The sequence below is a fragment of the Streptomyces sp. NPDC044063 genome (assembly GCF_056434285.1).
In genome coordinates, this window is record NZ_JBWKFM010000001.1 from 599,096 (window position 1) to 619,573 (window position 20,478).

Below are 20,478 nucleotides of genomic sequence, written 5' to 3' on the forward strand. Positions count from 1 at the left end.
AGGAGCTGGTGCTCGAGGAGCTCACCCGCGAGCAGGTGCTGGACTGGCACAACCGCGCCAGTGAACGGCCCCCAGTGGCGCGACGTGCCACACGGGTTCGGGTGGGGCGGATTGTGCGGCCCCGGACAGGCCCGGCGCCGCCGGGTTTTCGGTGGTCAGGGCGTCGAGCAGGACGGTCAGCTGCGCGGGCTGCTCGACGATGAGCCAGGGCCGGTGCGCGGCCAGCACCTTGCGCCGACCGGTGCCCCACAGCACCGCGACCGGATGTGCCCCGGCCGCCTGACCGGCCTGGAGATCGGCGACCGCGTCCCCGACCAGCACCGTCCGTCGGACATGGGCTCGGAACTGGTCGCACAACCACAGCACCCCGTCGGGCGACGGCTTGGCCGCCGGTGGGTCGCTCGGGGTGACCACCGCGCCGACCAGATCGGCGATACATAGCTGCTCGAGCAGCGCGGTTGTGCGCGCCCGCTCCTTGCCGGTGATCACCCCAACGGGTACCCGCCGTGAGCGCAGCATGGTCAGCCACGTCAGGGCCCCGTCGAACGACCGCGCCCGGCCGGTCAGCGTGGCGGCCTCCTGCCGGTAGAGCTCGGCGAGATGCTCGGGAATCCCCAGATGGGCGAGGATGGTCTCCAGAGGCTGGCCGGACATCGCCAAGAACCGCTCCACCGGCACGGGCCCTGCCTGTCCCGTGCAGGCCCAGGCCCCGCGCAGCGCGGCGGCGGTGATCGCCTCGGTGTTGGCCAGCGTGCCGTCCAGGTCGAACAGCGCCGCCTGCACCGCCCCGGTCACGCGGCACGCTCCAAGCCCGTGGCCCCCAGCAGGCTCGATCGCCCCGGGTGCTCCGGCACCAGGGGAATGAGGCCGAGCGAGTTGAGCCGGGCGACCGTCTCGTAGCGCAGGACCGGGCGCTCCATCGGCCCGCCGGTCAGCACAACCTGTACGTCCGTCAGCCGGGCCAGGTCGACCACGAAGTCGGTCAGGCGCTGACCGTCCGGCCACGCGGCCAGCCGTGGACCCAGGCCGTCATCGTGTGGCAGCGACCGCAACGCCGTCTGCGCACAGCCCGTCCCCCCCGCACACGCACCCGTTGCTGTCCAGGATGCGTACGTGCCCCAAGGTGCGGGGGATCACCCGCTGCCCCGGCCCGGACGGTCATCGATGGCCACCGCGCCCCCGATATCCGTGCCCAGGACGACGACCATCACGTCCCTGCGCCCGGCCGTGAAGCCCTGCCGGCATTCGCCCAGCGCTGCGGCGTCGCCCGTCGTCGCGGATCACGACCGCGGAGACGAGCTGCCCGAGCTCTTCGCCGAGCGGGAATCCGTCCCAGGCCGGACGGTTGGGCCACGACGTCACCCGCTCGTGACCGTCCAGCCCGCCGGGAACGCCCCCCAGCCCGTCGAGCCGGCGCGGAAGCTGCGAGCGAAGTCACGGGAGCAGCCCCTCCGGCGACAGCGGCGTGGCTACTGTCGCCCGCACCTGCGCCCCGGATTCGGCCAGAGTTCCCAGAGCGACCTTCGTCGCCCCGATGTCCAGGCCCTCGTCCACGCCCGCGGCGGACTCGCCCACGCCGCCGCCGGCGACATCGGAGCCTTCCGCCACACCCGCGATGACACCCTCACCCAGCTCGACACCATCGCCCGCCACCCCACCGAACCCGGACCACGCTGGGGCCTACTACGTCAGCCCCGCCGAGCTCGACGCCATCGCCGGCCGCAGCCTGGTCATCCTCGCCCGCCGCGTCCCCGCCCGCCAGGACCGCCTCCTCCCTCAAGCCGAAGAGCTGCTGCACGCCCGTGCCCTGGAGGACGACCCGGCCTTCCAGCGCTCAGCCCTGCGCCACAGTGCCTGGCTCGCTCTGGCCCACACCCAGCGCGGCCAATTCGAGCAGGCCATCACCTTCGGCGAACGCGCCCTCGACCGGTTCCCCTCCGTCACCTCCTCCCGGGCCACCGGACTCCTGTGGCGCCTGCGCGGAGACCTCGAAGAACACGCTCCGCGCGCCACCGGCGTCCGGTCCTTCCTCGCCCAGCTCGATCGACAGCTCAGTACTGTGCAGTAGCTCGTCGGCAGCCGCGAGCACGGCCTCCCGGTCGCCAATGGCGTCCTTGCGAGACGACTGGCGTCCGGGCATGCCGCTCCCTCCACTTGTAAAACGGACCCGTGGTCCATATCGTTGAATCGGACCCAGGGTCCGGATTCTGTGACTGGAGGATACTCATGTCCGCACCGATCTCCCCGGCGGATCTCTACCGCCACAGCCTGCGACTGCTGCTGGACAAGGACATTCCCGCGTGGGTCGCTCTGTGGGCCGAGGACGGCCTCATGCAGTTCCCCTTCGCCCCCGAGGGCTGGCCCCGGCGTCTGGAGGGCAAGGAGGCCGTCGCCGCCTACATGCGCCATTACCCCGACCGCATCGATCTGCACGACTTCCCCGACCTACGGATCCACCAGACCGCCGATCCACAGACCATCGTGGTCGAGATGCGCGGCGTCGGCCGCCTGGTGGAGACTGACGCTCCCTTCGATATGACCTACATCGCCGTCGTGACCGTTCGAGACGGGCGCATCACCTCCTACCGCGACTACTGGAACCCCCTCGCCGTCCAGGAGCCCGGCGCCCACTTCACCGGGAGCAGCCGATGACCACCGCCGGCACCACTCTGGTCATCGGTGCCACCGGCACCACCGGAAGCCGCAGACGGATGCGTTTCGGTCGTGCCGCCGTACGCGGCGTGCGCGATGTCGGCGGCGGAGCATCCTTGGCGCCATGGACGACGCATTGGAGTTCCCTGTTGCATGTGGTGCCCTGAGCAGGCCTGCGTAGCGTGCCGCGTACCGGTTCCCGTGGCGGCTGCGCCGGGAGCAGTAAGCGCAGCTGGCCGCGGTGCAGGTCGAGCGGAGTTGAGGGCGATGAAGAGCTGGTACGGATCACGGCACGGACGCATGGCGAGGTTCCGGCCGTTTGCCCGGGATACGGGCTGGCGTCGAGCTGGGAACACAGGCGGTACGTGCGGCATATCGCGGACGAGGCCGTCGGCAGCTGTCCGGTCGTGATCGATCTGTCGGTGCGGCGACTGTACGGTGAGAACCCGGCCTGCGCGAAGCAGACGTTCGTCGAGCAGGTCGAGGGCCTGACGGTGCGCTATCAACGCCGGACACCTGCTCTGCAGAACATCGCTGAGGTGGCGGGACGGCGTTGGCGGGCAAGGCCGTCCCGCTTGCTGCTGCATCTGCATCAGGTAATCAGCTGGGCCACCGTACTGACCTGCCTGCTACGGATCCCCCTGCCACAGCGGCCGGTGCCGCGGATGCTGAGGATCGACGAATTCGCCCTGCTCAGGGGCCACCGCTACGCGATGATTCTGATCGACGCGGAGAGCGGGAAGCGCGTAGAGGTCTAACCCGACCGGAGGATGGAGACGGTCACCGCCTGGCTGCGGGAGTATCGCGGAGCCAAGGTTGTCTGCCGAGACGGAGCGTTTGTTCGTGGCTACCGGTCTGTCGTGGACGTGAGGACGGGTTATCTGGCGGACTCGGTGCACCGGCTGTGGTGGAAGCGCATGTGCGATTTCTGGCACCTGGTGTTCCACTATGACCGGAGTGACCATTCATGCGATCACTTGTCCGTCCCGGCGTCCCGGCGTCCCGGCGTCCCGGCGTCCCGGCTTCTCGACTGGTGGACGAGGCATCTCGACGAGGTCCAAGGCGCCTTCACCGACGCCTGGAAGGTGATCACGGTTCGTGCGCCCTGGCGGGTCTGGGCGTGGCGGATCGCTTCGCTGATGTCCTTGAGCGGCAGCGATGCGGTGATCAGTGGGGCGGTGTGGAGCTGGCCGCATGCGCCGGCTGCAGCATCTGGGCGTAGCCGGGGACATCGGCGCGGGTGCGGACGGAGCCCATCACGGTGCCGGTGAGGGCACGCCCTTGGCAGATATGGCGGCCGGGCAGGGGGATGTCGATGCCGGGGGCATCATGCCGATGCCAGGGTCTGATCGGCCGTTGCGAAGTGGTGCTTCGTCGGCTTCAGCACTTCGTAGAGGTAGCCGAAGTAGTCCGTCTTCGCCGTTCCCGTGAGCACCGCGGACAGGAAGGCCAGGCACCCCATGTCATGGTGCTCCCACAGGGGTCCGCGCCCCTCGTTGTAGAGCACGGTCCACTCGTCGGGGTGCTGACCGGGCCGCGCCAGCCAGTACAGGAACGCCCCCGTGCCCTCCTCGAATGCCCACGGCAAGATCTTCGCTCCTGCCTCCTGGAGGCCGGCGGGCTTGTCCTCGAACTCCCACAGGTCGCGCAGGATCTCATCGCGTTCCGTCGTCTGCGCGTGCAGGTCGCAGTCGGCGTAGGCGGAGCCGGGGACGAGCAGCCAGATCGTCTCGTCGAAGATGCCGTCGCCGTATGTCTCGACGAGCTGCTTGTAGTCGGCGGGCAGTGCCGTACCGAGGGCGCGCTCGGCCCGGGCCCAGTCCACTGCGGGTGGCGGATCGGCGGGCGGCGGGCAGAGACGGACGAGCGCATCGAGGGTGATCATGGAACGGACGTTACTGGAGAGCCGGCCGGGGCTCGTAGGCGAGTGGGCAGGCTGGGCGAAGGCACGTAGCGGAACCCGGCCCACGTGGCCGCTCGCCGGTGTCACGACCTCGGTACGCCGAGAGCTGCGTCTGCCGAGCGGTCGATGAGCGTGTGCCTGCCCGCCGGGGTCACCTACGGCGCTCAGCCACCACGGGGTCTGCACGGAGGGGGTGTGGTCGGGTGGCCGGAGCCCATTGCTGGTCCCCGGCTACCCGGCTGTGACCGAGGGCGGCAGTTCGCGAATCGTGCCCCATCAGGTTCCGTTCAGGGGCTCGCAGGCGTTGTCCGCGAGAAGCGACAGCACCGGCTCCGTGTCAGGCAGGGTCAGCGGGCGAAGACCGTGCTGGCCAGGATCACGTGGGTGGCGGTGCCGCCGAGGATGCTCAGCAGTGCGTTGTGGCGCCACAGGTGCAGGCCGGTGGTGACGGCCAGGGCGGCGAGCGGGGCCGCGGCGCGGGCCTCGGTCACCGGTAGGTCGCGCAGGCAGTAGACGAGCAGGATCACCATGACGCCGGTGGGCATGCGGGTGCTGAGGTACTGGACGGTGCCGCTTTCGCGCAGGGGGGTGAGGGCGGCGAAGGGCAGGACGCGCAGGCCCCAGGTGACGGCGGCGGCCACGAGGACGGCGGCGATGGTGTAGCCGGTGTCAGGCATGGTGGGGCTTCCTGGAGGTGGTGAGGTGGCGGGCCAGGAGGGCAGCGGTGAACAGGGTGAAGGCGGCCATGAGCATCTGGCCGGGGAAGAGGAGTCGGGCGGCCAGGGCGCTGAGCACGGCCAGGACGGGGGTGGGCAGGTCGCCCCGCAGGTCTCGGACGGCGTCGAGGGCGAGGACGGCGAAGAGGGCGGTCAGGGCGAAGTCCAGGCCGGTGACGCTGTCGGGGATGAGGGAGCCGAGCAGCGCTCCGGCGGTCGAGCTGCCCACCCAGTACAGCTGCAGGAAGAGCTGGAGCCACAGGATGCGGCGGCCGGACCAGGTGCGGGCCTGCTCACCGGTGATCAGCGCGTAGGCCTCGTCGCACATCGTGTAGGTGCTGTACATCTTGCCGAGACGGCCACTCACGCGGTGCAGAGGGAAGGACAGCGCGTAGAAGACGTGCCGGACGTTCACCAGGAGCGCGGAGACCGCGATCGCCGCGAGCGGGGCGGAAGCGGTGACCATGCCGATGAGCAGGAACTCCAACGATCCGGCGAAGATGAGCGCCGCGGACAGCCCCGCCCACCACCAGTCCAGGCCCGACTGCGTCACGAGCGCCCCGTAGGCGAGCCCGAGCGGGAGGAATCCCAGGCCCACGCCGGCGGAGTCCTTCAACGCCGCGCGTGCCTCGGACCGTGACGGGGGCGGAAGGGCGGGGGCGGGACGGGGCCGGCCCGCCGTGACGGCAGAGGTTATTTCCATGGGGAAATCTTAGAAAGGATCTCACCTCATATGGTTGCCACTTGGCGCCGTATGATCGGGGTATGCGCAATGAAATCACCCTCGATGCCGTCGATCGCGAAATTCTGTTTCATCTGCGTCAGGACGGGCGGCTGACCAACGTCGAGCTGGCCAAGCGGATCGGCCTGACCCCGCCGCCCTGCCTGCGGCGGGTCAAGCGCCTGGAAGATGCCGGCGTCATCACCGGGTACCGGGCCGACATCAGCCCAGAGGCCCTGGGCCGCGGCCTGGAGGTGCTCATCGACGTGGAGATCTACGCTCAGGACCGCAAGAGCTTCCAGGAGTTCGAGGACACCGTGGCCTCCTACGAGGAGGTCATCGAGTTCCGCCGCATGTACGGGCGCCCCGACTACTTCATCCGCGTCGCGGTCGCCGACCACGCCGCGTACGAAGCCTTCCTCACCGGGAAGCTCAGCGGCCTGCCCGCTGTACTCCGCCTTGAATCCCACCTGACGATGAAGAAGATCAAGATCAACGAGTAGGGCGGCATCAAGCGCCGGTCGGGGCAGAGCCCAGCCCGTGCCCTGGAACATTGCCGGAACGCACCGAAGAAGGGCAGGTGCCGGGGCGGTTTGAGAGGCGCGGATCCGAACCGCGCGTGGCTTCGCCGTACGCAGCCCTGCGTCTCCACGCCAGCCCAACGGCACCGCGTGCGCGGCGTGCGCGTCCAGGCGCTCCAGCGGGACCGGGTATCCCACCGTCCCGTCGGCGGCCTCACATGGCGTGAGCCCTTCGGGTGCCGGGGCGGCCGGGTGCGGGTAGCGGCTCGACGCCGGCGACCGCATCCGGGGCCCCGGTGGACCCGCGCATCGGGCTCAAACCGAACTCACCCATCCATTTCTACGCCCTGAAAGGCTGATCCGGTCAGCCGATCCGGATGCCGTCGTCGCAGCACCAGCAGTACGCCGACCCCCAGTAGCACCCACGCGCCCACGGCCGCGCCGGCGTACGAGACCGGTGGCTTGAGCTGGGTGACGAAGGAGAACACCGGCAGCCCGGCGGCGGTGAGCAGGGCCGGTACGAGGGCGGCGCTCGCCAGGGCGGGGACGAGGAGGTGGCGTACGGGCCGGAGGAGCCCCGGATGGCGCAGGAAGTATCCCGCGCAGGCGAGGTTGGCGGCGATGTACACGCCGACGACCACGATGACGACCCCCGTGGCGATCAGGTAGAAGGCCGTGACCGGGCCATACGCGAAGCCCAGCACCAGGGCCACCGCGATGGTCACGACGGTCTGTGCTGCGAGGGCCGTCACCGGGGAACGGTGCCGGGCGTGGACGGTGGCCAGGAACCGCGGGAAGAGTCCGGCACGGCCGAACGCGTAGGCCGTGCGCGTCGCCGCGTTGGCGCCGGCATTGGCGTTGGCGACGCAGGAGTTGACCACCGCCAGGAATACGGGGATCCACATCAGGCCGAAGGCTCCGCGGGCCACCCCGTCCCACGACGCGTCACCGTCCGCGCCGAAGCCCGCGAACCGGCCGGGCCCGTAGTAGACGGTCATGGCGTAAGTGGTCAGGACGTAGAACGCGCCCACGCCCAGGGCCGCGCCGACCACGGCTCGCCGTACTGTCCGCCGGGGCCGGCGGGCTTCCTCGGCCAGCGGGGCGGCGGCCTCGAACCCTGCGAAGGCGAGCATGCAGTAGACCGATCCGGCGAGCACCCCTCCGGCGGGGGACTGGCCGGGGGCGGTATGCGAAGGGGTGAAGACGGACAAGGTGTTGGCCTTCCCCGCCTGGACGATCAGCAGTGCCGCGAACACGACGAGGACGGCGACCTCGAAGGCGCCCAGAACGGTGCCGAGCCGTGCGGAGGCCCGGATGCCCCGGTACCCGGTGGCGGCGACGGCCGCCGCACCGGCCAGGATCCACGGCCACCACAGGTTCGCCGGGTATGCGGCCCACTGGCGGTGCAGCGTGCCCGCCATGGTGAATCCGAGCTGGAGCAGCACCAGCGGTGGGACGAGCACCTCGGCGAAGACGTACCCCCAGGCGACCAGGAAGCCGGCCGCGGGGTGCAGGCCCCGGGCGGTGTAGGTCGCCACCGAGCCGGCGGCCGGCAGATGCCGGGCGAGTTCGCCCAGGGCGGAGGCTGTGAGCAGCGACGCGGCGAGGGCGAGGAGGACGGACAGCGGCAGGCTGCCTCCGGCGAAGACCGCTCCGCCCGGGATCGAGGCCACCACAGCCGCCGCGGGCGCCATCGCCGTCACGCTCTGGAACAGCACCTCGGTCCCGCCCACGGCATCCCGCCGCAATCCGGCTCCCGTGTCGCTACCTTCCACGGTCGTCATCGCCGCCTCCCCGTGCGTTCAGCATTTGGTCGTAGCAGCGGTGCGATGGTGCGGAAGGTCACGGTAGTGGCGTGGCCGGCGGGGCGGAAGGAGGCCGCCGGGTGCGAGGGCCTTGTCGGCGCGGACGTGACTGGCGCGCGGCACAGTCGACCAGCGGGGCGGTCGAGGCCGGAAACGGACAACCGCATGCAAGTGCTCAGAACATGCGCGTCAGAACATACGCGGTTGACCGTTGGACGCGCTGAGCCCGCCGTCCACGGGAATGTGGGCACCGTTGACGAAGCGAGCGTCGGGGCCGGCCAGGAAGGCGATGACGTCGGCCACTTCGTCCGGCTCGGCGGGGCGCCGCATGGGGATGCGCTGCCGGAATGCGGCGATCAAGTCTGCGTTCTCGATGACGGGCGCGGCCACCGGGGTACGGGTGAGACTCGGGTGCACGGCGTTGACCCGTACTCCCTCGTGGCCGTGGTCGAGTGCCATGGCGTTGGTCAGGTTGGCCAACGCCCCCTTGGCGGCGTTGTACGCGGCCAGACCCCAGTCCCCACCCAGCCCGGACACCGAGCCGACGTTGACGATGCAGCCACCGACGCGACGCAGATGGGGCAGCGCGGCTCGCGAGGCGAAGAAGACACTGTCGACGTCGATGGCCATCACATGGCGCCACGTGGCGGTGTCGGTGTGCTCGACGGTTCCGGGCGCACCGACGCCCACATTGTTGACGAGCACGTCCAGTCGGCCGTATTCCTCGGCCACAGCCGCGATCAGCGCGTTGACCGCGGACTCGTCGGAGACGTCCGCGACCCGCGTGACCATGGTCGAACCGGCGGGTGCGGCAGCGGCAGCGTGCTTGAGTGTGTCCTCGGTCCGTCCGGCGGCGATCACCGTGGCGCCTTCACGCGCGAAGCGGTACGCGGTGGCGGCGCCGATACCGGACCCGCCGCCGGTGACGATGACGACCTTGCCGGTGAAGCGTGTCTCGTCCACAGCAACTCCCCTTGACCGGTGATGGCCGTGTCACGGCGGCGAACTTTCGGACTCCCTGCTCAAGTAAGCCCGGCATGGGGAGAAGAAGCAATGGGCGTTTACCAGCCCGGCGACCGGCCCCGCCCGTCCTGGCCAGTGCCATCGAGAGTGACGCTCCGGAGCCCGGTGCGCGACCGGCCGGGCACGGTTGACCATCCGGACGGACCGAAACCGACTCATGCAGCTGCGGTCGCGTGTCGTTCACGGCGCAGTACGATCGCCCCACCAGCGCGTAACAGCCGGGGGATTTTCGGGCGACCTCGACCCCCGTCACGCGAAGATCGGCAGTCGCACGTACGCGACCACGAGAAGTGGACCAGAGCCTGACATTTGATGTCGCCCATCAGTTTGATGGGCCCCGGATCTGAGGATGGAGGGCCGTAGGATGCGTGGGGTGACGCGGTTCGATGACATCAAGGCGACGTTCTGGGGCGAGGGCCCCTATGGAGTGCACGAGCCGTTGACCGACGTGGCTGTCGAGGATGCCGAGCGTCAGCTCGGGGTGCGTATCCCGGCCTCACTGCTGGAGATCTTGCAGCTGCAGAACGGTGGCCCGGTGGCGTCCGACTGGGACGCCTTCCCAACCGAAGCGCCGACATCGTGGAGTGAGAGCCATGTGCCGTTGGACGCACTGATGGGCATCGGCCGCTGCGAGAGCCAGTTGTCGCTGCTGGACACGCCTTATCTGGTGAAGGAGTGGGGCCTGCCATCCCTGGTCGTGCTCATCTCTGGTGATGGGCATTACTGGATCGCCCTCGATTACCGGCTGTCCGGTCGGCAGGGTGAGCCGTCGGTGACGTGGTTCGACACGGACTCGGGCACAGAGCTCACCCTGGCTGCGGACTTCAGGACGTTCATCGAGGGCCTCACGTCGACCGCGGCCTTCGATGACGACTGATCGGACCGCCTGGCCTGGCCATCAGCTTGCTGATTTGTCTGCCTGGGCTTTTCAGCCGCAACAAACCATGGTCTTGGTCGGCTGCTCTTCGTCCGCGGCCTCGACGAACTCAGCCCCGGAAACATGGTCCATGCAAGCGTGTTGACACCCGTCAAACAGGTGTCAACAACGCCTCGCTACTCTCTGTCACCACCGAATGTGGGACGGGGTCGTTCTCCTTGCAGTCCCCATTCAGGGCATCACTCAGTGATGGCCGCCCTCGTTCCCAGAACCGTTCCCGGCGATGAGCTCGAGGTCGTTCAGGATGTGCGACAGTGGGTCGTCGCCATCATTGATCGTGGAGTTGTCGGTGCACTGTTGCTGCTGCTGCGAGGTGAGTACCGGAACGTCCTGGACACCGACGTCGAGCAGCAAGCCGAGCAGGGACTGGGCGTTGATCTTCCCGACGCCGATGCACAGCTTGTCGAGCGAGCCCTGAATGGCGGTCATCTGCGGGCTCTCCTGGCCGCCCGTCTCGGTCCTGCCGTACGAGGACGTCGAGTCGTTGCCGTTGGCGGTATCCCGCTCGTTGCCGATCGCGACCGCGGGGCTGGCGACGAAACCCACTGCCGATGCCGTGAGGGCAGCTGTCGCGAGAACCTTCTTGAACACGTCCCGGCCTTTCGAATGTCCTGGAGAGAAGTCACCTGAGTAACTCGGTGCCGCCAAGGAAGTTCCGAACGCTCACTCGTTTGCCCCAACAAGGCCACCTGGCGGGCTTTAAGGCCTTCGAGTAACGGGCACCGTCGGCGCGTCGTTCCGAAGGAGCTCAGCGTGACTTTTACCCGGCGCGTTCTTCCGTACGTCAGCCCCCCGACGAAGGGATGGGCAGGCGTAGCAGCAGGCCGGCGCACCGACAGAGGCGGCCACACTGGGGGCAGGACTGCTCGCCGGTCGTTGTGGCCTGCAGCCAGTAGTCGTGGAGGATGGTGACCGGTTGCCAGCCGAGCGCCCTGAGCAGGCCTTCGCTGCGGCCCTGTCGGTTGTGCAGCCAGGAAATCGTGTACGCCTCGCTGCATCGTTCCCGCAACCATTCGGTGCGGTGTGCGGCAAAGGCACTGCCAAGGCCACGCCCGCGCATCGGCGCAGTCACGACCGAAGTGTTCAGTCGGCCGATCCGGCGGCCGCCGGCTGAGGGCAGGGTGGCGGGGAGGGTGCTGGGTGGCATGGGGGCGATGAGATCGCGGTAGCCGTCGTCGTCCAGCACACGGGCGGTCGCCACGCCCACCAGAACGGGCGGCTTTCCTGCGTATGCGGTCAGGAGGAGCAGGTCCTCGTCGCGGAGGCCTTCAAGGACTTGTTCGACGGTGAACGTGCCGCGCCCCAAAATGGCGTCGGTCAAGCGGATGGCGTCCGCTACGGCCTGCCGGTCGTGTGGCCCGAGTTCAGTGATGGCCCAAGTGGTCATACCGTCACTGTCTCGCGAGTGCCCGGCTAGCCGCCGTCACGCCGAAGGTTCCTGGCGGGAACGGTCTACGGAACGTCCCGCCGCGCCCTCGCCCTCCCTGCTCCTGCTGGTCCTGGCGGCCATTGCGGGCGGGTACGGGGTCGGTGAGCGGCTGGCCCTCCGGCAGCCGGCCCCCGGCCGACGCGCAGTCCACCCGGGCCGCCGCCTTCCTCGCGGCTCACTTCGGTGCCGGACCGCCGCACCTACTGCTACTTGCCGCGGCGAAGGAGCAGGTCGACGCCCCCGCCGCGGTCCGCGCGGGGCAGGCGCTGACGCCACTGGCCGGGGTGGACCCCGGAACTGCGCAGCCGCGACCGGCACAGCGCCCTGATCGCCCGTGCGCCTCTACGGCGACGAGCGGGCCGTGCTCATAGGCGGCAGGCTGGGGCGGCGCATAACGTCTGTCAGTTCGAGTTTGAACCTCCGTGGTATTGGCGCGGCTGGTCGAGGGTGCGTTTGGAAGGGATTCGATCACGGGAGAGCCGGGCGTCGTGTCCTTCCCACCCTCCTTCCACTCGCGTCGGTCGGCCTGACGGCCACATCACCCCGCCCACCCTTCGCCCGTGCGTCGGCGCCCGCAACTCGAGGCGGACCCGGGAAGCAGCAGGCAGGCGGCCGGGCTTCGAGATCGCCGAACAGGACTCTTGCCGCAGGTGGTGGCGCTGCCGTTTGCTCGGGGACAAGAGGCGAGTTGACGCCCGGCAGCTTGCCCGAAGCCGCCTTGGTGGCCAGGAAGGCGGGCCACAGGCCTGCATGTCCGAGGGCAACGAGGACGACCCGCCAAGGGTTCGCGACGTGACGCGATTTCACCGTTACGCGGCGCGGCCGACCGCTGTACCCTCCAGCTGATCTTGATGTGATCATGAAGGAGGAAGTTCTGATGCGAGGTATTCGTACCGGCCTGCCGTTCATCGCCGCCGTGGCCTTGGCTGTTACCGCTCTGGCGCCCGTCACGGCCTCCGCCGCCGTCCCGCCCACTGCCAAGACCACTGCCAGCACGCAGACAACAGTCGTACACGAAGCGGGCACCCCCGACGGTGTCGTCCTCAACACGGGGAACCTGTTCTCCAAGTCCGCCTGGCAAGGGATGTGGCAGTCGAAGAAGGTCAGGTATCCGGCTGTTGGGGGGTACCCCGTGCCCATCAGCCACATCAATATCGCTGACAATCTCGACAACTCCTACTCCATGGCAACCGTGGTCGAAGGTGGTGTCGGGTCCGACTTCGTGACGCTGCAGTTCTACGCCCCGCCTTTCAGCAGCTACGACTACGATGTAGAGATCCGCGGAACACAGCGATGAAGTCTGTCCTGCAAGCAACCAGCAGCTAGCTGTTGGCCTGCGAGGACACGGCAGCGGGGGCCTGGCCGGAAGCCCAGGCCCCCGGGTGCTCACCGTGCTTTGGCAGCCCGGCCGGGCCGATAGTCCGCACCGTGGCGGACGGCCCGCCACACCGGCTGGACGGCCAGGCCGGCTGAGGCAGGATCGTTCCCGTGGGGGTGGTGCTACGGCTACCCCTTACGGCATGTCGGCGGGTACGGCGAAGGCGACTGCTGATCGTCTTCGGTGCTTGGGCTCATGGCCGGGCCGAGTGGCGGGGGAGTGGCGACGCATTTCGCCGTGGTCGCCGAGCAGGTCAGCTGTTGCAGCGGACCACCAGGTCGTCAAGGCGTACGGCCCTGGGTGTCCCGTCGGAGCCGAGGATCGCCTCGACGAAGGAATCATTGCGGTACTCCGCGAGCCAAGTGACCTGGACGGTCTGGTAATTGCCGTTGGCCACGAGCCAGGGCGCGTTGGTGGCAAGCTTGGTGCCCTGGGGGTTCCAGACCCTGAGCTCGAACTGGAGGTCCTGGACGGGCTTGACGTAGATCTCGGCCGTGCACACCGTCTTGGGCCAGATGTTCGTGCCGAACGACGCCCAGGTGCCCTCGCGAGCCCATCCTCGGGTGGTGCTCAGCCAGCCGTTGACCCGGCCGGATCGGGCGGTTCCGGCGCCGATCTCAAATCCGCTCACGCCGTCACCGCCCGTCAGACGGTCCCATCTGTCGATGTCGTAGCCTTCGAAGCCGTTGGTGGTCACTTTCTCCTCGGCCTGCGCCGCCGGTGAGACGGTCAGGGCGGCCAGGGACAGCAGGGCGAGGACGGCGTATCTGGCCGTACCGCGGGTGTATTTCCGCATGGTTGCCTCCAAGGATCGCCGCAACGGGTGTCCGGCCCAGGCTCGCTCAAGCTCTCCGAGGCTGGCAATGCCAACTCAGCTGATGGCTGTATCAGGTTGCCCGTGCTCGGCGGAGGTCGCTGCAAGCCGAGGTTCGGCATCCCCGGATACTGCCCCGCAGACGGGGCTTGCTGCATTCCTTGATGAAAACCTGGGGGTGGGGCTCCCACAGTGGGGGATCAGATCGGGCTGGATCTGCTCGGCGGCTCGCTGGGACCCCCGGCGGCCCGGCGCGGGCACGTGGAGAGGGATCACTCTTGTTGCAGTGCGCCCTTTCGTGCTCTTGTACCCCTGTGGCCGCGCATATCGACGAGTAGGCGGAAGGGCAGCTTCCCCGCGAGTGCCGTCGTTGTCGTCACCTTTCCCCTGGAGCAAGTGCAGGTCATCGAGCGGACACCCAGCGGCTGGGCGCGCGCCGGAATGCTTCGTCACCATCGCGAAACAGAGTGACCCGTCCGGTCCGGGTTCCGATCAGGCCGGGCACATCACGGTCACCATTACCGAGGTGAACTACACTCCGGCCATCACCGGGGTGGCCAGCAAGCTGAACGAAACTCTCGGCCCCATGGACGCATCTCTCTTCCATGACGGACGGATCCGGGGCTCCGGCACCACGACGGACACCGACACCAACCCGGGCGGAACCACCAGGACGGGCCCGTACACGCTGAGCGGAGACATCAAGAACGGCACCACGGGCTCGCCCTCATACACCCTCACCCTGACTCTGGACGCCCAGTACAACCTCACGGGAGCGCGTTAGTACTGCAACGGTGTTCGTTCTGACTGATGGACAGGTCAAAGCCGCTCCGCCTGGTGAGAGGCGCGGCGCCGGGCGCGTTCGGGGGTTCCCGCGCCTCCTGGTAACCCCGTGCTGCCGCTGGTCGTCCGATTCCGTGGTGCCGCGGGACATGGCCCGGTCCGGGACGGGAGGATGTCGGCCGTCGGTGCGGGGTGGCTTTGCGGGGAGGGGTTGGGCAGGCATGGGCGGACGGTTTTTGTGGGGCAGGAGGCTCGGGTGCATGGTGGCGGCGTCGCTGGCCGCCCTGATGCACGCGGCGCCTGAGGCGTCGGCGCACGACTTGCCTGCTTCCGTGAGCTGTGCGGGGAGCAACACCATCTCGTTCTCGCCCGGTCTGTCGTTGACGGCACAGCCGACCCGGATCAGCGGCAGTGGCGCGTACAGCTGTCTTTCCACGGATCCGGCGCTGCGCTCGGGGACGTCCACGATCAGCGGCGGCGGGCGGAACGGCTGCTTCTTCTCCGATGCGACCACCATCGAGCGGATCACCTGGAACACGGGGGAGCGGACCACGGTCATCTACCACTTGGGGAACGTGCAGCAGGTGGCCGGGCAGGCGGTCGTCCTGGTCATGGGCCGGGTGGTGGAGGGCAGGTTCAAGGGTCGAACGGTGGCTTCGCCGGGGCTTCAAGTCACCGCCGATCCGCTGACGTGTGCGTCGAAGCGCGGGGTGGAGCTGATCACCGGACCGTCGACGCTGGTGATCGTCTGATGGGGAGGCGGCTGAGGGTCAGGTGTCGCGGCCGTAGCGGGCGACCAGGTCCAACACGTACGCGACGTCGGCACGAGTGCTGGTGGGGTTGATGGTGCACATGCGTAGCACGGTGGCGCCCCGCACGGTGGTGGTGAGGAGGACGGCCCCGCCGTCGGCGCACACCCTCCGGCTGATGTGCGCCTGCGCCGCGTCGGCGTCCCAGGAGGCGGGCGTGTCCCGAGGCCGGTAGCGGAAGGTGAGGATGGCGAGACTGGGCGGTGTGACCAGCTCCAGCTCGGGGTGGGCCGTGATGAGTCCGGCCGCGTACTCGGCCAGGTCCGCTCCCCGCTCGATGGCCTGCCGGACGGCTCCGGCGCCGAAGGCCTTCAGGGAGAGCCAGAGCTTCAGGGCACGCAGACCGCGGCTCTGCTGAGGACCGTAGTCGGAGAGGTTGATCTCCCTGGATGCCGGGGCGGCGGGGTGGGCCGGCCGAAGGTACCCCTGGTCCAGTGCGTGGCGCGCCACGCCGAAGGTCTCCGGGAGCAGCTCGGGACGCCGTAGCAGGACACAGCCGATCTCGTAGGGCTGGAACAGCCATTTGTGCGGGTCGACGGTGAGGGAGTCGGCCCGGCCGAGGGCGCCGCGCAGATGTCGGCCGCGTGAGGTGGCGGCGACGGCCGCGCCGTGGGCACCGTCGATGTGCAGCCACAGGCCTTCCTCGCCGCACAGGCCGGCCACGCGGTCGAGGGGGTCGACGGCCCCCGTGCCGGTCGTACCGAGTGTGGCGACGACGGCGAAGGGGCGCAGTCCCGCGCGGCGGTCACGGCCGACGCGCTCGGCCAGCGCGCCGGCGTCCAGGCGCAGGTCCTCGTCCGGGGGCAGGACGGTGAGCTGTTCGCGGGCGAGGCCCAGCAGATGTGCCGCCTGGGCGACGGAGGGATGGGCCTGGGAGGAGCAGTACAGCCGGGCATGCGGCTGCGCTCCGCCGTCGAGCAGGTGGTCGCGGGCGACGGCCAGGCAGGTGAGGTTGGCCAGGGAACCGCCGCTGACGAACAGGCCGCCGTGGCTGTCCGGGAGGCCGAGGAGAGTCTTCAGCCAGCGCAGGGTGGTCAGTTCGATCTGGGTGGGGCCCGCTCCGACGAGCCAGGCGCCGGGGACGGAGAGGTACGCGGAGGCCAGAGCGTCGGCGAGGACGGCCGGAAAGTTGCCGGTGGAGGGCACGAAGGCGAAGCAGCGCGGGTGGTCCAGCCGGGTCGCCTCGGCGAGTGCCCGCTCGGTGACGTGGTCGAGGAGGCCGGGCAGGTCGTGGGTGCCGTGCTCGGGGAGGGGCTCGTCGAGGACGGCCTGGAGAGTACCGGGCGAGGGGACGTGGCAGGGCGGCCGGGAGCCGGGGGTGGTCATCCGGTCGATGATGAGATCGACGGCGTGGCGCCCGGCCTCACGCATCCGCCGCTCGTCCATCCGTAGCGGCGGCGGCTCCTCCTCGGCGTGCGAGACCGTCTCGGCCGCGTCCGGGGCGAGGGCCTCGATCCAGGCCGCCGCGCCGGGCCGCAGTCGTGGACGAGGCAGCAGCCCGGCGACGGGCCGCGGGAACTGGACGAGCGCCAGCTCCTGGCCCGCGGTGACCGCCCCGGAGCCGGCGACAGCCCACCACAAGGTCTCGTCCTCGGCCAGCCGGGACACCACGGGCGGCCCGTGAAGAGGCCCGGTCACCGTGCGACCGTCCCGGCGATAGCGCCCCGTGGGGGAGAGGCGGTGCGCCACGGCGTCGGCACGGGCGTGCACCACGAGCTGGCTGTGGCGCATCCCGGGAGGCACCGACCCGGCGGCCGACCGGGGCAGGGCGGGGAGGAGGAAGGACAGCACGTGCAGGCCCAGGGACGGCAGAAGTCCGGCCGCGCCCTCGGCGGCCTGCACCAGGGACACCACCGTCTGGAACCGCGGATTGACCTCGACGGCCAGCGGCCGGCCACCCTCCTCCACCAGGTCCAGGCCGAAGACACCGCGGAAGCCGCGCCCCCGCAGGACCTCGCCCACACGGTACGCGGCTACTCGGGCCTGCCCGTACAGCCCCTCGGGCAGGTCGTCCGGGCCGACGAGCTGGTTGCCGCAGTGCGCGCCCCAGGAGGCGGCCAGCTCGGGCAGCCCGACGAGCTGGTGGGAGACCGCCGAGACGACGGTCCGGTCCGGCCCGGCGCACGCGGTGACGGTCAGGGAGATCCCGGAAGCGAAGCGGCTGAGCCTGACGGGCTCGTCCGGCCAGGCGTCCAGGCAGGCGCGCAGCCCCGACGGCCCGTCGACGAGTACGGTCCCGCGGCCGATGAGGTTGTTGTCCGCCCGCTGGGCGACGGCCCGCCGCCACCGGCCGCTCCAGTACGCCTCCGCCCGCTCGCGACCCGTCGCGGGGATCACCAGGAAGGGCGGGACGGGAACCCCGGCCTCGGCGAACAGCCGAGTGGCGCTGATCTTGTCGGCGGCCCACGCGGTGACACCGGCGTCCGGGGCCAGGAGCCGGTAGCCGTGCGTACGAGCCCAGGTACGGGCGTTGTCCCCGTGCTCGGGAGCGAAGGAGACGCAGACGCGGCGTGGATCGGGCGGGCTCGGCTGGAGGCCGGGCGGGGGTTCCGGTACGGGCTGCCAGGCGGAGACCGGTTCGTGCCGGAGCCAGGCGGGTGCCGGCTGGAACGAGGCGCTCACGGCGGGGCAGTGGTCGAGCCACACGACCTCGTCGACCAGGCCGGCCAGCAGCCGCAGACCGGTCCCCGCGTCGATTCCCTCGATGTCCCCCAGGGCCCCTCGCGAGGCAGGGCTCAAGCGCTCACTCACCTGCCGCACTGCCGCTCCTGTGCTGATTGGTGTGCCGCCAGCAGGAGCGAGACGCCGTCCGGTACGCAGCGCACGCAGATCGCCGCGTGCGCCTTACGGTTCTGCCGCTGTGCTGCCCGTAGCAGGGCCTCCTCGCGGCGGATCGCGGCGAGGGCAGGCGCCGGCGCCGACAGGTTTCCGAGCGCCGCCCTTAGGGTGTGCGCCCGCTCGGTCATGACGCGGTGCTCCTGATTGAGGGTTCCGGAGAAGCCCGGTGCGGTGAGCGGTGGTTCCATCGTGGGGCGTACGTCGTCCGTGTAGGCGGAGGCGGGGAAGTCCGAGGCGTAGGCCATGGCGGCGGTGGCCGCGTCGTACAGCGTCCGCAGCCGCTCCAGGCCGTGGCGGACGGACGTCCACCGCGCTTCGTCGACCGCGGCCAAGGTGTCGTCGAAGGCGCTGTTCATGGTGGTCAGCAGGAGATGGAAGAGCTGATGGCCGAGCTTCCAGCGGCGCAGTGCGTCACCCGGGCTGTCATCGCTCGGTGCGGATCCCGGCGCGGACGGTAGCCACGCGGCCAGTGTGGCGTGGGAGGCGTGCAACAGGCCGGTCAGGACCGAGGCACGTTGGGAGTCGTCCAGACCGGTGTGCGGAAGATCGGCGAGGACGGCCGCCTGGAGTCGCAGCACGCCGCACGTCCAGGACGCCAGGTCCGGCGTGTGACGCTCGAGGTGGAAGTAACGGTCGTAATCGGCGGTCGTCGCACAGGCCACCGCCCGGACGGGGATGCGCGAGTCGGTGGCCAGGGGCAGCGGGGACGACGGTGCGGGCCTCGGCGGCATCCCGCTGGTCATGGACCGTACCTCCGAGGAACAGGCCACGATGCTTTGGCCAGCTGCTCCACCCGCTGGTGCAGGCGCTCCAGATTCAGCTCGCTCTCCGGCTTCATCAGCACGCTGCGCAGCACCTGCGTGGCGTCGCTGTCCGCAACAGCATTGGCGTGGCGGGCAGTGAACGCGCCGGCGGTGACACGGGCGGTGCTGAGGAAGACGGGGTCCTCCTTGGCGTTCATCCCCCGGTGCATCACCTCCTCGCTCGCCACGCCGATACGGGACAGGAACGGTGGCGAACCCCCCTGAGCAGCCGGGTAGTAGGTCACGATGTCGAGTTCGGGAGGCTGGTACAGCTCCAGATAGGGAGAGGCGCCGATCAGCTCGGCCCAGCGGACGGCGGCCCGCCGTCCGGCGGCGAGCACCGCGCCGAGCCCGTCAGGGGTGAGCGGCAGCAGTTTCAGCGTCAGCCACAGAGCTGCGGCGGCCGCGCCGGAGCGGGAGCACTCGAGGCTGATCTCGCCCAGATGAGGTCGGCGGGACGTGAAATAGGTGTAGGGCGAGTCGTGCCGGAAGAACCGGGCGACGTCAGGGTCCCCGAACAGCACCGCTCCGCAACCGTACGGCTGCAGGCCGTGCTTGTGCGGATCGATCGCCACCGAATCACACTGCGCGATCGCCCGCAGAGCATCGCCGGTCTCCGGCGCGACGGGCGCCTGTCCACCATCCGTCAGCAGCCGGAAGAAACCCCCGTAGGCGGCGTCGGCATGGACGCGCGTCCCGTACCGGCGCGCCAGCGGGACGATGCGGTGCAGCGGATCGACGGCACCCAGCGCCGTCGTGCCCAAGGTGACGACGACCGTCCCGACGGTCCCGGCGGACAGCAGCCGATCCAGCTCGCCCATGTCCATGCGTCCGCGAGCATCCATCGGCACCGTGAATACGGGCACGCCCAGCAGATGGCACATCCGGGCGTGCGTGTAGTGCGCCTCACCGCTGACGGCGACCCCCGAGCCGGGGCGGCTCTCGCGGGCGACGAACAGGGCTTCAAGGTTCGCCTGAGTGCCGCTGCTGGTCAGATGCCCCAGGTGAGCCGCGAAACCGGCCATCTCGGCGAGCTGCTCCACCACCTCCTCCTCCATGACGGAGGTCGCCGGACCGCCGTCCAGCGCGTGGTTGTTGGAGTTGACCAGCATGGCGGCCACATAGCCGGCGACCGCGACCGGGTGCGGTGGCTTGAGCATCTGCCCCGCGTAGCAGGGGTGGAAGAAGGGGTAACTGCCACGCAGCCGGGCGGTCAGCTCCTTGAACGCCACCTCATAGGCTGCTTCGTCGACCGTCATCGAGGTATGCGCTTGGAACTCGCCGTACGTGCACGCCCATTCCCGGAAGGCCTCGGCGCCCCGCCCGAGCCAGTACTCCAGGTCCAT

The 20,478-nt window shown here is 69.8% G+C and carries 22 protein-coding genes; 8 read left to right on the forward strand and 14 right to left on the reverse strand.

Going from position 1 to position 20,478, the window contains the following annotated elements:
- Nucleotides 1–21 precede the first annotated feature (21 nt).
- The 3 genes from AC07BS_RS02710 to AC07BS_RS02720 all read right to left on the reverse strand — a co-directional run bounded on the left by AC07BS_RS02710 (nt 22) and on the right by AC07BS_RS02720 (nt 1,608).
- Nucleotides 22–795, reverse strand: coding sequence for an HAD family hydrolase (locus tag AC07BS_RS02710; protein ID WP_478929656.1), 774 nt, complete (start codon nt 793–795; stop codon nt 22–24).
- Entirely contained in the window at nt 792–1,052 is a 261-nt protein-coding gene (locus AC07BS_RS02715) for a hypothetical protein (protein WP_478929658.1), read from the reverse strand. Before AC07BS_RS02715 ends, AC07BS_RS02710 begins: the two co-directional genes overlap by 4 nt.
- Before the next feature lie 382 nt (nt 1,053–1,434).
- Nucleotides 1,435–1,608 carry a hypothetical protein gene (locus tag AC07BS_RS02720; protein ID WP_478929660.1) on the reverse strand — a complete coding sequence of 58 codons (174 nt, stop codon included), beginning with the start codon at nt 1,606–1,608 and terminating at the stop codon, nt 1,435–1,437.
- Between the two features lie 7 nt (nt 1,609–1,615).
- Here AC07BS_RS02720 and AC07BS_RS02725 point away from each other — a divergent pair, with 7 nt between their 5' ends.
- The 3 genes from AC07BS_RS02725 (at nt 1,616) to AC07BS_RS02735 (ending at nt 3,410) form a co-directional block, all read left to right on the forward strand.
- Nucleotides 1,616–2,068, forward strand: coding sequence for a hypothetical protein (locus AC07BS_RS02725; RefSeq protein ID WP_478929662.1), 453 nt, complete (start codon nt 1,616–1,618; stop codon nt 2,066–2,068).
- Nucleotides 2,069–2,226: 158 nt separating this feature from the next.
- A complete protein-coding gene (locus AC07BS_RS02730; RefSeq protein WP_478929663.1) occupies nt 2,227–2,652 on the forward strand; it encodes a nuclear transport factor 2 family protein in 426 nt (141 codons plus the stop codon).
- Nucleotides 2,653–3,017: 365 nt separating this feature from the next.
- On the forward strand, nt 3,018–3,410 hold the full coding sequence (locus tag AC07BS_RS02735) for a hypothetical protein (RefSeq protein WP_478929665.1): 393 nt from the start codon (nt 3,018–3,020) through the stop codon (nt 3,408–3,410).
- Nucleotides 3,411–3,979: 569 nt separating this feature from the next.
- Here AC07BS_RS02735 and AC07BS_RS02740 read toward each other — a convergent pair.
- The 3 genes from AC07BS_RS02740 to AC07BS_RS02750 form a co-directional block, all read right to left on the reverse strand.
- Complete coding sequence (locus tag AC07BS_RS02740; RefSeq protein ID WP_478929667.1) at nt 3,980–4,537, reverse strand: SMI1/KNR4 family protein; 558 nt, start codon at nt 4,535–4,537, stop codon at nt 3,980–3,982.
- Between the two features lie 365 nt (nt 4,538–4,902).
- Complete coding sequence (locus AC07BS_RS02745; protein WP_478929669.1) at nt 4,903–5,232, reverse strand: branched-chain amino acid transporter permease; 330 nt, start codon at nt 5,230–5,232, stop codon at nt 4,903–4,905.
- Nucleotides 5,225–5,974, reverse strand: a complete 750-nt coding sequence (locus tag AC07BS_RS02750) for an AzlC family ABC transporter permease (protein ID WP_478929671.1) — start codon at nt 5,972–5,974, stop codon at nt 5,225–5,227. Before AC07BS_RS02750 ends, AC07BS_RS02745 begins: the two co-directional genes overlap by 8 nt.
- Nucleotides 5,975–6,036: 62 nt before the next feature.
- Here AC07BS_RS02750 and AC07BS_RS02755 point away from each other — a divergent pair, with 62 nt between their 5' ends.
- Complete coding sequence (locus AC07BS_RS02755) at nt 6,037–6,495, forward strand: Lrp/AsnC family transcriptional regulator (RefSeq protein ID WP_478638238.1); 459 nt, start codon at nt 6,037–6,039, stop codon at nt 6,493–6,495.
- Between the two features lie 344 nt (nt 6,496–6,839).
- On the opposite strand, the gene AC07BS_RS02760 is transcribed toward AC07BS_RS02755, so the two are convergent.
- Nucleotides 6,840–8,297, reverse strand: coding sequence for an APC family permease (locus tag AC07BS_RS02760; protein WP_478929674.1), 1,458 nt, complete (start codon nt 8,295–8,297; stop codon nt 6,840–6,842).
- Nucleotides 8,298–8,507: 210 nt separating this feature from the next.
- Nucleotides 8,508–9,281, reverse strand: a complete 774-nt coding sequence (budC, locus tag AC07BS_RS02765; protein ID WP_478929675.1) for a meso-2,3-butanediol dehydrogenase — start codon at nt 9,279–9,281, stop codon at nt 8,508–8,510.
- Between the two features lie 433 nt (nt 9,282–9,714).
- Between budC and AC07BS_RS02770 the strand changes: the two genes are divergently transcribed.
- The gene (locus AC07BS_RS02770) at nt 9,715–10,218 is read left to right on the forward strand and encodes an SMI1/KNR4 family protein (RefSeq protein ID WP_478929677.1); all 504 of its coding nucleotides are present in this window, start codon (nt 9,715–9,717) and stop codon (nt 10,216–10,218) included.
- A gap of 243 nt (nt 10,219–10,461) precedes the next feature.
- Here the strand turns inward: AC07BS_RS02770 and AC07BS_RS02775 are convergent, their stop codons facing one another.
- Nucleotides 10,462–10,869 (reverse strand): rodlin, encoded by a 408-nt coding sequence (locus tag AC07BS_RS02775; protein ID WP_478929679.1) that lies wholly within the window; start codon nt 10,867–10,869, stop codon nt 10,462–10,464.
- A gap of 193 nt (nt 10,870–11,062) precedes the next feature.
- Nucleotides 11,063–11,665, reverse strand: coding sequence for a GNAT family N-acetyltransferase (locus AC07BS_RS02780; protein WP_478929681.1), 603 nt, complete (start codon nt 11,663–11,665; stop codon nt 11,063–11,065).
- 901 nt (nt 11,666–12,566) lie between these two features.
- Between AC07BS_RS02780 and AC07BS_RS02785 the strand changes: the two genes are divergently transcribed.
- Nucleotides 12,567–13,004, forward strand: coding sequence for a hypothetical protein (locus AC07BS_RS02785; protein WP_478929682.1), 438 nt, complete (start codon nt 12,567–12,569; stop codon nt 13,002–13,004).
- Between the two features lie 334 nt (nt 13,005–13,338).
- Here AC07BS_RS02785 and AC07BS_RS02790 read toward each other — a convergent pair whose 3' ends face one another.
- A complete protein-coding gene (locus tag AC07BS_RS02790) occupies nt 13,339–13,881 on the reverse strand; it encodes a hypothetical protein (protein WP_478929683.1) in 543 nt (180 codons plus the stop codon).
- 544 nt (nt 13,882–14,425) lie between these two features.
- Here AC07BS_RS02790 and AC07BS_RS02795 point away from each other — a divergent pair.
- Both AC07BS_RS02795 and AC07BS_RS02800 read left to right on the forward strand, forming a co-directional pair.
- Nucleotides 14,426–14,683, forward strand: coding sequence for a hypothetical protein (locus AC07BS_RS02795; protein ID WP_478929685.1), 258 nt, complete (start codon nt 14,426–14,428; stop codon nt 14,681–14,683).
- Between the two features lie 259 nt (nt 14,684–14,942).
- Entirely contained in the window at nt 14,943–15,434 is a 492-nt protein-coding gene (locus AC07BS_RS02800; protein ID WP_478929687.1) for a hypothetical protein, read from the forward strand.
- Between the two features lie 18 nt (nt 15,435–15,452).
- On the opposite strand, the gene AC07BS_RS02805 is transcribed toward AC07BS_RS02800, so the two are convergent.
- The 3 genes from AC07BS_RS02805 to AC07BS_RS02815 are packed head-to-tail and all read right to left on the reverse strand — an operon-like array spanning nt 15,453 to nt 20,478.
- Entirely contained in the window at nt 15,453–18,230 is a 2,778-nt protein-coding gene (locus tag AC07BS_RS02805) for a pyridoxal-dependent decarboxylase (RefSeq protein ID WP_478929688.1), read from the reverse strand.
- An 8-nt stretch (nt 18,231–18,238) separates the two neighbouring features.
- On the reverse strand, nt 18,239–19,072 hold the full coding sequence (locus AC07BS_RS02810) for a hypothetical protein (RefSeq protein WP_478929690.1): 834 nt from the start codon (nt 19,070–19,072) through the stop codon (nt 18,239–18,241).
- Complete coding sequence (locus AC07BS_RS02815) at nt 19,069–20,478, reverse strand: pyridoxal phosphate-dependent decarboxylase family protein (protein ID WP_478929691.1); 1,410 nt, start codon at nt 20,476–20,478, stop codon at nt 19,069–19,071. Before AC07BS_RS02815 ends, AC07BS_RS02810 begins: the two co-directional genes overlap by 4 nt.